The organism is Serratia sp. root2 (assembly GCF_031931805.1).
In the GTDB taxonomy this organism is placed as follows: Bacteria; Pseudomonadota; Gammaproteobacteria; order Enterobacterales; family Enterobacteriaceae; genus Serratia; species Serratia inhibens.
The window spans coordinates 1,436,962-1,452,026 of the sequence record NZ_JAUJXB010000001.1 but is presented as its reverse complement, the minus strand read 5'-3'; the positions used below and the strand labels follow the sequence as shown (position 1 = coordinate 1,452,026).

General features: G+C 59.5%; 11 protein-coding genes. 8 read left to right on the top strand and 3 right to left on the bottom strand.

Features of this window, described 5'->3' with window-relative positions; translation table 11 throughout:
• Window position 1 precedes the first annotated feature (1 nt).
• On the top strand, window positions 2-2,137 hold the full coding sequence (locus QZQ97_RS06470; RefSeq protein ID WP_311992765.1) for a peptidase domain-containing ABC transporter: 2,136 nt from the start codon (window positions 2-4) through the stop codon (window positions 2,135-2,137).
• Between the two features lie 37 nt (window positions 2,138-2,174).
• Here the strand turns inward: QZQ97_RS06470 and hpxO are convergent, their stop codons facing one another.
• Window positions 2,175-3,332 (bottom strand): FAD-dependent urate hydroxylase HpxO, encoded by a 1,158-nt coding sequence (gene hpxO, locus QZQ97_RS06465; protein WP_311992764.1) that lies wholly within the window; start codon window positions 3,330-3,332, stop codon window positions 2,175-2,177.
• Between the two features lie 505 nt (window positions 3,333-3,837).
• Here hpxO and QZQ97_RS06460 point away from each other — a divergent pair.
• Window positions 3,838-4,890, top strand: a complete 1,053-nt coding sequence (locus tag QZQ97_RS06460) for a P1 family peptidase (protein WP_311992763.1) — start codon at window positions 3,838-3,840, stop codon at window positions 4,888-4,890.
• A gap of 22 nt (window positions 4,891-4,912) precedes the next feature.
• Here QZQ97_RS06460 and QZQ97_RS06455 read toward each other — a convergent pair whose 3' ends face one another.
• Window positions 4,913-5,419, bottom strand: a complete 507-nt coding sequence (locus QZQ97_RS06455; protein WP_311992762.1) for a DUF1003 domain-containing protein — start codon at window positions 5,417-5,419, stop codon at window positions 4,913-4,915.
• Between the two features lie 237 nt (window positions 5,420-5,656).
• Here QZQ97_RS06455 and QZQ97_RS06450 point away from each other — a divergent pair, with 237 nt between their 5' ends.
• The 6 genes from QZQ97_RS06450 (at window position 5,657) to licT (ending at window position 14,124) form a co-directional block, all read left to right on the top strand.
• A complete protein-coding gene (locus tag QZQ97_RS06450) occupies window positions 5,657-7,882 on the top strand; it encodes a xanthine dehydrogenase family protein molybdopterin-binding subunit (RefSeq protein ID WP_311992761.1) in 2,226 nt (741 codons plus the stop codon).
• Complete coding sequence (locus tag QZQ97_RS06445) at window positions 7,879-8,337, top strand: (2Fe-2S)-binding protein (protein ID WP_126482551.1); 459 nt, start codon at window positions 7,879-7,881, stop codon at window positions 8,335-8,337. The genes QZQ97_RS06450 and QZQ97_RS06445 overlap by 4 nt, the downstream gene beginning before the upstream one ends.
• Before the next feature lie 11 nt (window positions 8,338-8,348).
• Entirely contained in the window at window positions 8,349-9,653 is a 1,305-nt protein-coding gene (locus tag QZQ97_RS06440) for a c-type cytochrome (protein WP_311992760.1), read from the top strand.
• Between the two features lie 323 nt (window positions 9,654-9,976).
• The gene (locus QZQ97_RS06435) at window positions 9,977-11,848 is read left to right on the top strand and encodes a beta-glucoside-specific PTS transporter subunit IIABC (RefSeq protein WP_311992759.1); all 1,872 of its coding nucleotides are present in this window, start codon (window positions 9,977-9,979) and stop codon (window positions 11,846-11,848) included.
• A complete protein-coding gene (locus tag QZQ97_RS06430) occupies window positions 11,845-13,257 on the top strand; it encodes a glycoside hydrolase family 1 protein (RefSeq protein WP_311992758.1) in 1,413 nt (470 codons plus the stop codon). Before QZQ97_RS06435 ends, QZQ97_RS06430 begins: the two co-directional genes overlap by 4 nt.
• 27 nt (window positions 13,258-13,284) lie before the next feature.
• Complete coding sequence (gene licT, locus QZQ97_RS06425) at window positions 13,285-14,124, top strand: BglG family transcription antiterminator LicT (RefSeq protein ID WP_311992757.1); 840 nt, start codon at window positions 13,285-13,287, stop codon at window positions 14,122-14,124.
• Here licT and QZQ97_RS06420 read toward each other — a convergent pair.
• Window positions 14,121-15,041: a LysR family transcriptional regulator gene (locus QZQ97_RS06420; protein ID WP_311992756.1), complete on the bottom strand. Its 921-nt coding sequence runs from the start codon at window positions 15,039-15,041 to the stop codon at window positions 14,121-14,123. The two genes, licT and QZQ97_RS06420, sit on opposite strands and share 4 nt — an antisense overlap.
• Window positions 15,042-15,065 lie beyond the last annotated feature (24 nt).

Below are 15,065 nucleotides of genomic sequence, written 5' to 3'. Positions count from 1 at the left end.
CATGGACGTAACAGAGATGATTAACTGGGGGTGGCGAAAGCGCCTGCCGCTGATCCGCCAAACGGAATCGGCGGAGTGCGGGGTGGCCTGTCTGGCGATGATAGCCGGTTGGCATGGGCACCGGGTCGATATGCGAACGCTGCGCGCGGAATGTCATGTCTCGCAGCTTGGCATGACGTTTTCGCAACTGATGGAGTACGCCGAAGGCTTGAACTTAAGCGGCCGCGTCATTCGGCTGGAGCTGGACGAACTGCACTTGCTGGCCGTGCCCTGCATTTTGTATTGGGACATGAATCATTTTACCGTTCTGCGACGGGTACGGGGGCAAACGCTGGAAATGCACGATCCCGCGCGCGGCCAGGTGAAAATGAGCCTGCAAGAGGCGAACCGTCATTTTACCGGCATCGCGATGGAGCTGACGCCCAACCACCGGTTTGAAGCTCAGGATCGCAGGGAAAAGATCCGCCTGACAATGTTGATTGGCAAAACGCACGGCCTAAAACCTGCGCTGGCCAGGATCTTCTGCTTCGCCGTGGCGCTGGAGGTGCTAGCGCTGATCGGCCCGCTGATAAACCAACTGGTGATCGATGAGGTGCTGGTGGCGCTGGACGCCAGCCTGCTGACGTTGATCGTCATCGCCATGCTGCTGATGGCCGGCACCCAGATGCTGCTGGAACTGGCGCGGCAGTGGGCGACGCTGACCATGGCGGTCAACTTCAATATGCAGTGGACGGCCAACGTGTTTCACCATCTGCTGCGCCTGCCGATAGGCTGGTTCGAGGCACGCAACATGGGGGATATCAGCGCCAAATTCGATGCCGTCGACACCATACAGGACACCCTGACCACAACGTTGCTCGAAGCCTTTTTGGACGTGCTGTTGGTGGTGGGTACGCTGACCATGATGTTTTTCTACAGCGCAAAGTTGACCCTGGTAGCCTTGGCCGCCGCCGCCGTTTACGGCCTGTTGCGCCTTTGTTGGTTCAGCACGCTGCGGAAAGCGGCGCAGGACAGCGGGAATGCCGGCACCGAGGAGTCCAGCCATTTTCTGGAAAGCCTGCGCGGCGTGTTGAGCCTGCGGGTGAATGGCGCGCTGATGCCGCGGGAATCTGCCTGGCGTAACCTGAACGTCGCCCGACGCAATGCCCAACTGCGCGAAAGCAAACTGATGATGGTGTACGGCATCATGCAGACCGTTATCGGCAGCGTAGTTGCAGCGGCAGTGCTGTGGCTGGGGGCCGGCTCGGTGCTGGCCGGCGAGTTCTCGGTGGGGATGCTGGTGGCCTATATGTCTTTTCAGGGGCGATTTTCGGCCAGCATAAACGGGTTGATAGACAACGTGGTCGCCTATCGGATGCTGGACGTTTACAACGAGCGGTTGGCCGATATCCTGTTGACTCCGCGTGAAGGCGCGGCAGCGTCACAGGCCGGCAACCAGGGCCCGGTGTCCCCGGCCGGCGTCTGGCCGGCCGATTTGCCGGTTCTGAGCCTGGAGCAGGTCAGCTTTAAATACGCAGGAACCGAACGGGAGATCCTGTCGCAAGTCTCGCTGGACATCATGCCCGGCGAGGTGGTGGCGTTGGTGGGGGCGTCCGGCAGCGGCAAAACCACCTTGGCCAAGTTGGTGCTGGGATTATATCCGCCCTCTGCGGGGGTGATACGCACGTTGGGCGTTGAACACCGGCGTACCGATTATCAACAGACTCGTCGGCATATCGGTGCGGTGCTGCAGGAAGATCAGCTGTTTCGTGGTTCCATTGCCGACAACATTACGTTTTTCTCACCGAAAATGGACAAAGACAAACTTGGCGAGTGCGCCAGGTTGGCGCAGCTGGATCGGGACATTGAGCAACTGCCGATGGGCTACCAGACGTTAATCAGTGAAATGGGCGGGACCTTGTCTTCCGGGCAGAAACAGCGATTGCTGTTGGCGAGGGCGCTGTATAAAGAACCGAAGCTGTTGATCCTGGACGAGGCGACCAGCCATTTGGACGTCGCCAACGAAATGTTGGTCAGCCGCACCTTGCGCCGGCTTGGCCTGCCGATTTTACTGATCGCTCATCGGCCGGAAACTATCGCCTCGGCGGACAGGGTCATTGAGCTGTCGGCGGGGCGTATTTGTACGCTGAGGCCCTGAGAATTGCCCCTTCTCCTGGCCGGAGAAGGGGTGCGGATCAGGCCAGCGGCCCGCCCAGAATAGTCTCTTTCATGCCGGAGAGAATGCGTTCGCCGGTTTCGGTTTTCAGCTCTTCGTACCAGCTGCGGGTGATCTCCATCTCTTTGCCGTGCGTCACGTCACAGCGCTTGCGCGCCTTCAGCACCAAATCCTTTACCCGGTAGCTGCGTTTCTCCTGATAACGCAGCAGCGCATCTTCGATGCCCAGCGAGTTGGTTTGTAACGCAATCGCCAGCACCACCGCATCTTCCATCGCCGCACAGCCGCCCTGGCCGATATCCGGCGTGGTGCTGTGACCGGCGTCGCCCAGTAACGCCACTCGGCCGCGCACCAGCTGTTCGAAGGGCTCGATATCGTGAATTTCAATGCGGTTGACGGTGTCGGGATCGAGTGCGGCAATCAGTTTCTGCACCGGTTCGGCCCAGCCGGCGAAGTAGCGCTGCAGATCGGCGCGCACGGTGCTGCGATCTTCCGCCAGCCCGGTAGGCAGCGGAACGTCGAAGAAAAAGTAGAAACGGTTGCCGGAGACCGGCATCAATGAAACCCGCTTGCCCTCACCGACAAAAGTGGTCCATTGATCGGCCGGGGCGATGGATTCATCAACCGCCACCAACCCGTTCCAGTTGACGTAACCGGCATAACGGCGATCCACCCCATGCCCGAGCACGTAAGGGCGGATTGCCGAATGGGTACCGTCGGCGGCGATCAGGAAATCGCCGCTGGCCTGGCTGCCGTCCTCGAACCAGGCGGTGACGCCATCCTCGGTCTCTTCAAGGCCGTTGACGCGCTTGCCAAAGCGTACATTGTCACGGCCGTAGGTCTCCAGCAGCATGGCCTGAAGTTCGGCACGGGCCACCGGATAGGGGCGTTCGCCGACGCTGGCGATCAGCGGATCCAGGCTGAAACGCGTCAGGGTCTGGCCGTGCAGATATTCCTGATAGGCCATATAGTGCATCGGGCCGCCGAGCCGACGCAGGGGTTCTTTCATCCCCAAATAGTTAAGGCACTTAACGCCGTTCGGCCAGATGGAAATCGCCGCACCCACCGGTTTGATCTCTTTAACCGCTTCAAAAACCTCGGCCTCGATCCCGCAGCGCTTCAATGCGATGGCGGCGCACAGCCCACCGATACCGCCGCCTATGATGATTGCTTTCATGTTCTTCTTCTCCTTTGTCGCCATAACAGGGAGAAGCAATTTCCGTACCAGCCCGCGAAAGGGGGCGGTGAGCGGGGTGGCGGAGGAACGATGATGCAAATTGGTGCGCCGATGTGCCATGGCGGGGCATGAACCTGCCCTGTGTTGATCTGGCGTCTTTCATATGACCGCCCTGAACATCAATGTTAAGACTGCCTTGCCGGTCATGAAAAAATACGGCAGATGATAACTTGCGGCGTTAATCACAGCATCAAAACGACGATTTCCATCCCCAAAATCGACTCGCCATCATTCGTTCTTATTGGCAGTGACACGCTTAAATATTTCGTATCCTGCCTGCTTGCCATATTGGGCTGCCAGGCTGGGGCGGGCACGCTGAGACCCTTTGCATGCCCGGCCGAAGCCGAAAAAGAATATTTTCTCGTCGGCTTCGGCTTTCAATTTACGGGGTGCCGCATTGCGCGATATGCTGTTTTACAAACGGGTTGCGCCTGACGAGGTCACTATGACAGACAGCCAAGTCTTTGAACGACAGAGCCTGGATAATCTGCTGAGTTACTGGCGGCGCCACCGTCGCCTGCCGGGGGCGCGTTATTTACCCGGGCCGACGGATAGCCTGTGTGACGTGAGCGGCGTCACCGTGGGGCATCACACGCTGGACAGCGGCGAGTGCCAGACTGGCGTGACCGCCATTATGCCGCCGGGCGACCTGTTCAATCAGCCGTTGCCCTGCGGCAGTGCGGTGTTGAACGGCTTCGCCAAACCGCTCGGCCTGGTGCAGCTCAACGAACTGGGGGTGCTGCAAACGCCGATCCTGCTGAGCAACACCTTCGCCGTCGGCACCTTATTCAACGCCATGGTGCGGCGCAGCTGCCGGCTTTACCCGCAGATCGGCCGCGACAGCGCCACCATCAATCCCGTGGTACTGGAATGCAACGACGGTTATCTCAACGATATTCAGGCAATGCCGGTGCGCGAAGAGCACGTGTTCAGCGCGCTGGACAATCACGGGATCGGCTTCGCGCGCGGCAGCGTCGGCGCCGGGCGCGGCATGAGCAGTTTCGGCCTGAAAGGAGGCATCGGCACCGCTTCGCGCTATTGCCCCGGTCTGGGGGCCACCCTGGGCGTGCTGGTGCTGGCCAACTTTGGCACGCTGGAGTCCCTCACGCTGAGCGGCGTGCGCGTCGGGCCGGCATTGACTGCGCAATTGGCGGACCCGCCGCCGCAGGTAGAGGCCGGTTCGGTCATCATCATTATCGCCTGCGACCGGGTGCTGGACAGCCGGCAACTCAGCCGCATCGCCAAACGCGCCGGGGCTGGGTTGGGGCGCGTGGGCAGCCATTGGGGGCACGGTTCCGGCGATATCGCGCTGGCGTTCTCCACCCGCCTGCAGGGAACCGCGTTGCCGGATGAACGGCTGGAACCGCTGTTCGCCGCGGCGGCGGACGCCACTGAATACGCGGTGCTGGACGCCTTGCTGAGCGCCGAGGGCGTCAGCGGCTTCCACCGGCATTCACGCGTTGCGCTGGGGCCGCTGCTCGATCGCTTGGCGAATTAGCTGATGGTCGCCGATCGGGTAGTTACAGGCGTTCGCGCTGGGTTAACTGGATGGCCAGATTTTCAATGCGTTCGGCCATCTGTTTGGTCAGGGTGGTTAATTCGGTGTTTTGTTTCAACAATGCCAGCAGCTGTTCGGATTGCTGTTCGACGAGGGTTTGCCGCTGCGCCATCGCCTCATCCAAATCTTCCCGGTGCTGCGCGTCGGCCAACGCATGCGCCTGGTCACGCTCGGTCTGGCGGGTTTGAGCCAGCAAGATCAAGGGCGCGGCATAGGCGGCCTGCAGGCTGAACGCCAGGTTGAGCAGGATGAAAGGGTAAGGGTCAAACTTGGCGAAGCCCGCCTGGTTGAGGTAGATCCAGACGCCAACCAGCAGCGTTTGCCCCATCAAAAAGGTCGGGGTGCCGAAGAAACGGGCGAAAGCCTCGGCCTTCAAAGCAAACCACTGATCGCCAAAAGTATGGTTTAACCCATGTAATGGACGATATAAACGAAATCTCTTGTTTTGCGACATAGCCTTAATGCCCATAGATGTCCCGGTAAGATCTTTTTTATAGCACAGGTGCGCTTTCTTGCCTCGGCGGGATACAGAGCACGATCCCACAACAGAAAATGCTCGCCTCACATCAGGCTGACTGAATAATAGGCTACGCTAATTATTGTTCTGTTGTTCTACATCCCGTCAGGGACGCAGCCGACATTTCACATAAAAAAAACGATCTCATCGCAAGGAATCATCCTGAGCGACATTTTGGAGCTATGAGCAATGACAATATCGCAAGTTCCGCTTACGCGGCGGCGGTTTATCGTCGGCGCAGGCGCGCTGGTGATTGGCGCCTATCTGCCGTCGACCGGTGCACTGGCACGCGCCACTCCCGCCACCGTGCCAGAAAGCAACGCATTTGAAGCCAACGCCTTCGTACAGATCGGCGAAGACGGCATCGTCACCGTCATCAGCAAACACACCGAAGTGGGCCAGGGCGTCTATACCGGCATGGCGACGCTGGTCGCAGAGGAACTGGACGCAGACTGGACGCAGGTGCGCGTAGTCGCCGCCCCGGTGGATACCAGCGTCTACAAAAACCTGTCATTCGGTTTCCAGGGCACCGGCGGTTCCAGTTCGGTGGCCAACGCCTATGATCAAATGCGGCGCATGGGCGCCATGGCGCGGGCGTTGCTGGTTCAGGCCGCCGCTCAGAGCTGGAAAACCTCAGCGCAGGAGATCACCGTACAGGCCGGCAAGATCAGTCATGCTGCTAGCGGCCGCGAAGCGGGCTTCGGCGAATTTGCCGCATTGGCCGCTAAACTCCCGCCGCCGGATCCCGCAGGATTGACGCTGAAGGACCCGGCCAATTTTACCCTGATCGGCAAAGTGAGCGGCCTGCACCGCGTGGATTCGTTGGCGAAGACCAACGGCAGCGCGCAGTTCACGCAGGACATTCATGAGCCGGACATGTTGACCGTCACCATAAAAAAATCGCCGCGCTTTGGCGGTAAAGTGGCGTCATTTGACGCCAGCCGGGCGCTGCAGGTGCCCGGCGTAGTGGATGTGAAGCAGACCGACACCGGCGTAGCGGTCTACGCCAAGAATACCTGGGCGGCAATCCAGGGCCGCGAAAAATTGCAGGTAGAGTGGGACGATTCCCAGGCTGAAAGGCGCAATACCGAGCAAATTTTTGCCGAATTCCGCCAGGTGGCGCAAAAAACCGGCCTGGTGGCGACCAGCCGCGGCAAGCCGGACGAAGTTTTCGACAAGGCCGACAAGGTGATCGAGGCGGAATATACCTTCCCCTATGTGGCCCATGCGCCGATGGAACCGCTCGACGGTTATCTGTTCTGGGACGGCGAAAGCGTCAAGGCGCGCTACGGCTGCCAGATCCAAACTCTCGACCATAAACAGCTGTGCGATCTGTTCCAGCTGCCGCCGGAAAAAGTGCAAATCGAAACCATTCTGGCCGGGGGCAGTTTCGGCCGACGCATCGATCTGGGCAACCCCACATTGGGGCCGGATCTGGCGGCGGATATGGCCGCCGCCGCCAAGGCTATAGGGCCCGGTCATGGCGTGAAGGTGGTGTGGACGCGTGAGGACGACATCCGCAACGGTTGGTACCGTCCGATGATTTTGCACCGGCTACGCGGGGCGATCCGGGGCGGCAAGGTAGTGGGCTGGACCGATACCGTCGTCGGCCACTCCTGGACGGTCAACAGCGCCATGGCGGCGCTGGTGGTCAACGGTGTCGATCAGATGATGATCGAAGGTGCCAGCGAACTGCCTTATACCTTCGAAAGTTTCCGTTGCGATACCCATATCGTGCCGGGCAAGGTGCCGACCACCTCGCTGAGATCGGTTGCCAGCACCCATACCGGCCATGCGGTGGAAAGCTTTATCGATCAGTTGCTGCAGGAAACCGGGCAGGATCCGGTGGAAGGGCGGCTGGCGCTGATGGGGGATGCGCCACGCGAAGCCGGCGTGTTGCGAGCGGTGGCGAAAGCCGCCAACTGGCAGGGTGCGAAGGTGGTGGATGGCCGGGCGCGCGGCGTTGGCGTCGCCAAGGCGTTCGACACCCGGGTAGCGCAGATTGCCGAAGTGTCTATCGGCGAAGGCGGCATTCCGCGCGTACACAAGGTGTGGTGTGCGGTGGATTGCGGTGTGGCGGTGAATCCTGACGTGATCCGCGCGCAGATTGAGGGCGGTATCGGCTACGGCCTGAGTATCGCGTTGTACGGCAACATCACCTTAAAAGACGGCAGGATCGAACAATCCAACTTCAACAATTTCCGCCCGTTGCGGATTGATGAAATGCCGGAAATCGAGGTGATTATCGTGCCTTCAACCGAGAAACCCACTGGCGTGGGCGAACTGGGCGTGCCAACTATCGGCCCGGCGGTCGGCAATGCGCTGGCGCTACTCGGGCGGCCCCGTACCTCGCTTAGTCTGCCCTTACACCGTCCCAACAGCGACGCCAGCGTCCCTCCAAGGAGACCATCATGATTACTTTAACCGTTAACGACCAATCGCTGACGTTTGATGGCGATACCCACATGCCGCTGCTGTGGTTTTTGCGCGATGAAGCCGGGCTGACCGGCACCAAGTTTGGCTGCGGTATCGCCATGTGCGGCGCCTGTACCGTTCATCTGGACGGCGTGCCGGTACGCTCCTGCATGACGCCGGTTTCGGCGGCGGTCGGCAAGAAAATCACCACCATCGAGGCGATCGGCGAAACACCGGCGGGTAAAGCGGTGCAGGACGCGTGGGTAAATCTGGACGTGGTGCAGTGCGGCTACTGCCAGTCTGGCCAGATCATGAGTGCCAGCGCGCTGCTCGCCCAGAGCAAAAACCCGAGCGATGCGGATATTGACGCGGCGATGGGCGGCAACGTTTGCCGCTGCGCTACTTACGTGCGCATTCGCGCCGCCATCCACCAGGCCGCCAAGGCGTTGGATTAAGGGAGAAACTCATGAGCAACGCCCTGAGATGGCTGTTATGGCTGATTGTCGCGGTAGTGGTGATAGCCGGCGGCTATGCGCTGTTTACCCTGCTGCGGCCGGTCGGGCCGGAGCCTGCCGCGCCTATCGCCGGCGCGCCGGCCGGCATTACCGATAAACTGGCGCGCGGTGAATATTTGGCGCGAGCCGCCGACTGTGTGGCTTGCCACACCGCGCCGGGCGGCAAACCTTTCGCCGGCGGTTTCGCGTTTAAACTGCCGTTCGGCACGATTTACGGCACCAATATTACCGCGGACAAAGAAACCGGTATTGGCGACTGGAGCGACGAGCAGTTTGTGCGCGCGGTGCGTGAGGGGGTCGGTCCGCAGGGTAACCTGTATCCGGCGATGCCTTACACCTCTTACACTGCGTTGAGCCGCGACGACGTGCTGGCGATCAAGGCTTATCTGTTCAGCCTGCCGCCGGTGAAACAGGCCAACCCGCAAAACGATCTGCCATTCCCGTTCAATCAACGCTGGGGCATGAAGTTCTGGAATCTGGCGTTCTTCCATGAAAAACGCTTCGAACCGAATCTCAACCAGGATGAACAGTGGAATCGCGGCGCCTACCTGGCGACCGCGCTGGGGCACTGTAGCGAATGCCACACGCCGCGCAATCTGGCCTTTGGCATTAACCAGAGCAAGAACCTCGGCGGTGAGGTGATCCAGGGCTGGTTCGCCGGCAATATCACCCCGGATGCACAGACCGGTATCGGCGGCTGGAGCGAGCAACAACTGTCGCAGTATCTGGCGACCGGCCACGCAGAGGGGCGCAGCAGTGCCGCCGGCCCGATGGCGGAGGCGGTAGAAAACAGCCTGCAGTATCTGACGCCGGAGGATAATCAGGCGTTGGTGAAATACCTGCGCAACATAGAACCTATTGCCGGCGACAGTGCCAGTGCGGTGAACCTGCAACCGAAGGGCGCGTTGTCCTCCAGTGCAGTGCTGCCGGGCGGGCAAGAGGATTCGTTGGGCCGCAGGTTGTTTGCCGGTGATTGCAGCGGCTGTCACCAGTGGAACGGCGTTGGCCGCCAAAGTAAATACGCTTCGTTGGTCGGCAGCACGGCGGTGAACGATCCGCAGGGCCGTAGCGTGGTGCAGGCGATCCTCAAAGGCACCCGCATCAGCATCGGGGAGCAGCATGAGGTCATGCCTGACTTCGGCGCCCAATATTCGGACGAAGAAGTGGCGGCGGTGGCCAACTATGTGGTCGGCCAGTTTGGCGAGAAGCAAGGGAAGGTCACGGCGAAACAGGTCGCGGAACAACGCAAACAGTAACGAACGGCGAAGGGGGAGTTTCTCCCCTTCGCCGTTCATCCGTGACGGCCTGCGCCAAAAAAGAGCATGGCAGGGGGCAACGGGCGACATTGCAGTGCATTTTCGGCGAAGAGTGATGTCGCTCGCAAAGTTTGACGAAGGCAGTTGCTGAAAAATCGCAACTATGGCGATACTTCCGTCGCGATCTTCGTGGTCGCCAGACATTTTTATTACGGCGTGTTACTGCTCAGGCAGGCAAGACCAAAATAGGAATGCACCTCTCATCATGATGAGGCGCATTTTCATTTTGGTCTTTTTTTTTGCTTTTTTACCGGGGAAAATCGATGGATTACAAACAGTTGGGCCTGGAAATATTGGCGCGGGTGGGCGGGAAAGCTAACGTCAGCAAACTGACGCACTGCGCCACGCGTCTGCGCATGGAGTTTAACGATGACAGCAAGGTACAGGCGAAAGCCATTGAGGCCTTGCCGGGGGTGATAAGCGTGGTGGAGCGCGGCGGCCAGTTTCAGATCGTGGTCGGCAATAACGTGCAGCAAACCTTCCGCACGCTGCAAAAAGAGATTGGCGATCTCAGTGGCCGACAGGGCGAGAAGAAACAGCAGGCCAGGGGCGGGGTGTTTTCGCGGATCATCAGTGTCATCTCCACCACGTTCACGCCGGTGATCCCGGCGATCACCGGGGCGGGGATGATCAAGGCGTTGCTGGCGATCCTCAAACTGACCGGTGTGATAGACGCTGCCAGCCCGACGTATCGTCTGCTGGACACCATCGCCGATGCGGCCTTCTTCTTCCTGCCGGTATTGCTGGCCTACGGCGCCTCGATCAAGTTCGAATGCAACCCGATACTGGCGATGACCATCGCCGGTGCCTTGCTGCACCCCAATTTGGCGCAGATGTTGGCGGCGGGCACCGCGATTGACTTTATCGGTATTCCGGTGCGCCTGGCGGACTACGCCGGTTCGGTGCTGCCGATTATTTTCACCGTGTGGCTGATGTCCTATATCGAGCGTTTTGCGGAGAAAGTGTCGCCGACGATGATCAAGTTTTTCACCAAGCCGATGATTATCCTGTTGGTTACGGCGCCGCTGGCGTTGGTGGTGGTCGGGCCGTTCGGTATTTTTCTTAACGACCTGGTCGCCGCAGGCGCGGCCATCGTCGACGGCAAGGCCAGTTGGCTGATCCCGATGCTGATGGGCGGGCTGCAACCCTTCCTGGTGATCACCGGCACCGCCTGGGCGATGACGCCTATCGCCACCGGCCAGTTAAGCAAAAACGGTTTCGAAATGATTAACGGACCGGGCATGCTGGCGTCCAATATCGCGCAGGGCGCGGCGACGCTGTGCGTGGCTTTCCGCACCAAAAACAAAAATCTGCGCCAGCTGGCGTCTTCCGCCGGGTTCACCGCGCTGCTGGGGATCACCGAGCCTTCGCTGTATGGCGTTACGCTGAAGCTGCGCAAACCGCTGATTGCGGCGATGATCGGCGGCGGTTGCGCCGGTATCTATGCCGGGCTGAGCGGGCTGGTGCGCTATGCCTTCGTCTCTCCGGGATTGGCGGCGTTGCCGGCATTTATCGGTGAAAACCCGATGAATATCGTCCATGCGCTGATCACCTGCGCCATTGCCATCGTGGTGACCTTCGCGCTGACCTGGATCCTCGGCTTTGACGATCCGGTTGAAGAGCAAGAGCAGGATACCGCACCGGCCGTGGCCCCCATCGGCGGTGATGAGCAGCAGATTTTCAGCCCGCTGTCAGGCCAACTGGTGGCGCTGGAGCAGGTTAACGACGACGTGTTCTCGCAGGGGTTATTGGGACAGGGTGTAGCGATAAGGCCACAGGAAGGGGTGTTGCGCGCGCCGCTGGACGGCGAGGTGGCGACATTCCTGCCGTCGATGCACGCGGTGGGCATCAAGGGCGACAACGGCGTCGAACTGCTGGTGCATATCGGTATCGACACCGTCAATCTGGCTGGCCGGCATTTTGCATCCGACTTGCAGATTGGCGATCGGGTCAAGGTGGGGGATGAGCTGGTGCGTTTTGATATTGCGGCGATAACCGGGTTGGGTTACGACATCACTACGCCGGTATTGGTGATCAACAGCGAATCCTTCCCGCAGTTGAGCTGCCGTCAGCCGGGCAGCGTGGGCTTTGGCGAGACGATCATCGCCCTCAATACCCCCAAGGAGCCGGCATGATTTATCAACGCCTGGACGATTTCCCCGCAGATTTTCTGTGGGGGGCTTCTACCTCCGCCTATCAGGTGGAAGGAGCCTGGGATGAAGACGGTAAAAGCCCGTCGATTGTCGATATGCTCGATCATCCTGAAGAAACCGCCGATTTCAAAGTTGCCAGCGATCACTATCACCGTTTCCGCGAAGACGTGAAACTGTTCGCCGAGCTGGGGCTGAAGGCCTACCGCTTTTCCGTCGCCTGGACGCGGGTGCTGCCCAACGGCACCGGCGAGGTTAACGCCGCCGGGCTGGCGTTCTATCGGCAACTGATCGATGAACTGCAGCATCACGGCATTGAACCTGTGGTGACGCTTTATCACTTCGATTTGCCTTACGTGCTCGAACAGCAGGGCGGCTGGTCCAATCGCGCCACTATCGATGCGTTTGTCGGGTATGCGGCGGTGCTGTTTGACGCCTTTGGCGATCGGGTAAAATATTGGCTGACCATCAATGAACAGAACACGATGATCCTGCATCCGGGCGCGATTGGCATGCCGAAGGGCGGCGAGTTGCCGTCCAAACAGGTGCTGTATCAGCAAAGCCACCACATGCTGGTGGCGCAGGCCAGGGTGATGGCGTTGTGCCACCAACGCTGCCCCTCCGGCAAAATTGGCCCGGCGATTAACACCACCTCGATGTATCAGGAAACCTGCCATCCGCTGGACGCCATCGCCGCGCACAACTGGGAAACGCTGCGCTGCTGGAGTTTCCTCGACGTGGCGGTGCATGGGCGCTACAACGCGCTGGCCTGGCGATATTTGCAGGATCGCGACCTGGCGCCGCAAATGGAACCGGGCGATGCGGCGCTGTTGCTGCAGGGCAAGCCGGATTACGTGGCGATAAACTACTATTCCACCGCCACCATCGCCGCCAGCCGGGGCGATGCTTCGGACATCAGTGCCCGCGCCGGCGATCAGCAAATCATGCTGGGGGAACCGGGCGTGTATCGCGCGGCGGAGAACCCGTTCGTCGGCAAAACCCGTTACGGTTGGGTGATAGATCCGGTCGGGTTGCGCCTGACGCTGCGCAAAACCTACGAACGCTACCACCTGCCGATATTAATTACTGAAAACGGCATAGGCGCCCCGGATGAGTTACAGGCCGATGGTACAATTAATGATGACTACCGCATTGAGTTTATGCGCCAGCACGTTGAACAGATGCAACTGGCGATCAACGACGGCGTTGAACTGATGGGGTATTGCCCGTGGGCGGCGATAGACGTGGTCAGCACCCATCAGGGCTACGCCAAGCGTTACGGGTTTATCTATGTAAACCGGGGTGAGCAGGATCTGAAAGATCTGCGGCGTATCAAAAAGCGCAGTTTTGACTGGTATCAACGGCTGATTGCCACTCATGGCCGGCAACGCTAATAAAAATAAAGGGTGATGGCCGCGACGATGAAAGTCATTAAGGTACTCAATAATAGCCTGGTGCTATCAACAGACAGCGATAACAACGAAGCTATCGTCATGGGCAAGGGTATTGGCTTTAACAGCAAAGTGGGTGACGTTCTCGACCCGGCCGCTATTGAGAAAGTGTATGTGGTGCAAAACAGCCAAAAGGGCCGTGATTACCTGCGGTTGATGGAAAACACGCCGGAGGAGCATCTGGAGATTGTGCAGATGATCCTCGCCGAGGCCAATCGGCAGCTCAATGGCCGCATTAATGAGCAGATTTTCTTCACTCTGGCGGACCACATAAGCTTTGCCATTGAGCGCTATCACAAGGGTATCGCGATCCAAAACCGGCTGTTGTACGAGGTGAAGCGCTTTTATCCGCAGGAGTTCGCGGTGGCGGCAAAGGCGCTGGCGAACATCAATCAGCGGCTTGACATTACTCTGCCGGAAGAAGAAGCGGGGAATATCGCGTTCCATCTGGTTAACGGACAGACCGACGTGCAGAACATGGAACATACCCTGCTGTCGGTCAAGATGCTGAAAGACATTTTCAATATCATCAAATACCACTTTCGCGTCAATATCGATACTGATTCGCTCAATTACGCGCGTTTTCTGGTACATATGCAGTTTTTTATTCAGCGGATGATCGAAGGGCAACAGATGGCGTCGAAAGACGACTTCATCTTTGCCCAGGTGACCAGGGAGTACCCGAACGCCTATCGCGGCGCGCTGCTGATCCGCGACTATGTGAAGAATTTGCTGGAGATGGAAATGTCGAACGATGAACTGCTGTATCTGGTGATTCACCTGACGCGTATCGCCGACCAGCAGGACTAGCCGGAATGTTGTGCGCTGACCGCCTCGGCGACCAACGCCTGAAAGCGCTGGATGAGGGGGGACGTGCGGTTGCTGCGCAGCGCCAGGTACAGCGGCGCACTGAGCTGGGCTTCGTCGCTGATTGCCCGGTAGACGATGCCGTCGCCGCCCAACCGCCGCATCGAGGCCGGTACTATCGACAGCCCCAAACCGGCCCCCACCAGGCTGAGCGTCGCGGGCAGGCGCGGGGCCTCCTGAATGACGCGCGGGCTGAACCCGGCACGGTGGCAGGCGGCTAAAATGGCATCGTACAAGCCCTGGCCCGCAGGGCGGCGGTAGAGAATAAAGGCTTCGTTAGCCAACGACAGTAGTGGCAAAGGCTGCTCGCTGTCGAAAGCCAGCGGGTGACCGATTGGCAGGGCGACCAGCATCGGTTCGCGCAGCACCGGCTCAATGGTCAGGCCTGGAATGCCGCTGACCGGCGAGCGCACAAAAGCCACGTCGAGCCGCTCATCCACCAGCGCATCCAACAGTTCGCCGCTCCCGGCCTCTTCCAGCTGGGTGGTGATGCCCGGCAGGATCTCGCGATAACGGCGCAACAGGTTAGGAACAAACGGATGCAGCGCGGCGGAGCTGGTAAAACCTATGGCGATATGCCCCTGTTCACCGCGTGCTGCACGCTGCACCGCTTCGGTCAACAGTTCGGCGCGTGCCAACAGAGCACGCGCTTCATTGAACAGCACGCTGCCCGCTTCGGTGGCACGCACGCCACGTGGCAGACGCAGCAACAGTTTTACCCCCAGCTCATCCTCAAGCCCCTGCAGCAGGCGGGTCAGCGGCGGCTGTTGAATAAACAACCGTTCGGCGGCGCGGGTGATATTGCCTTCTTCAACTACCGTAACGAACGCCCGCAGACGACGAAGTTCGATCATTGACATACCTGAAAGGTATCCTTATTGATT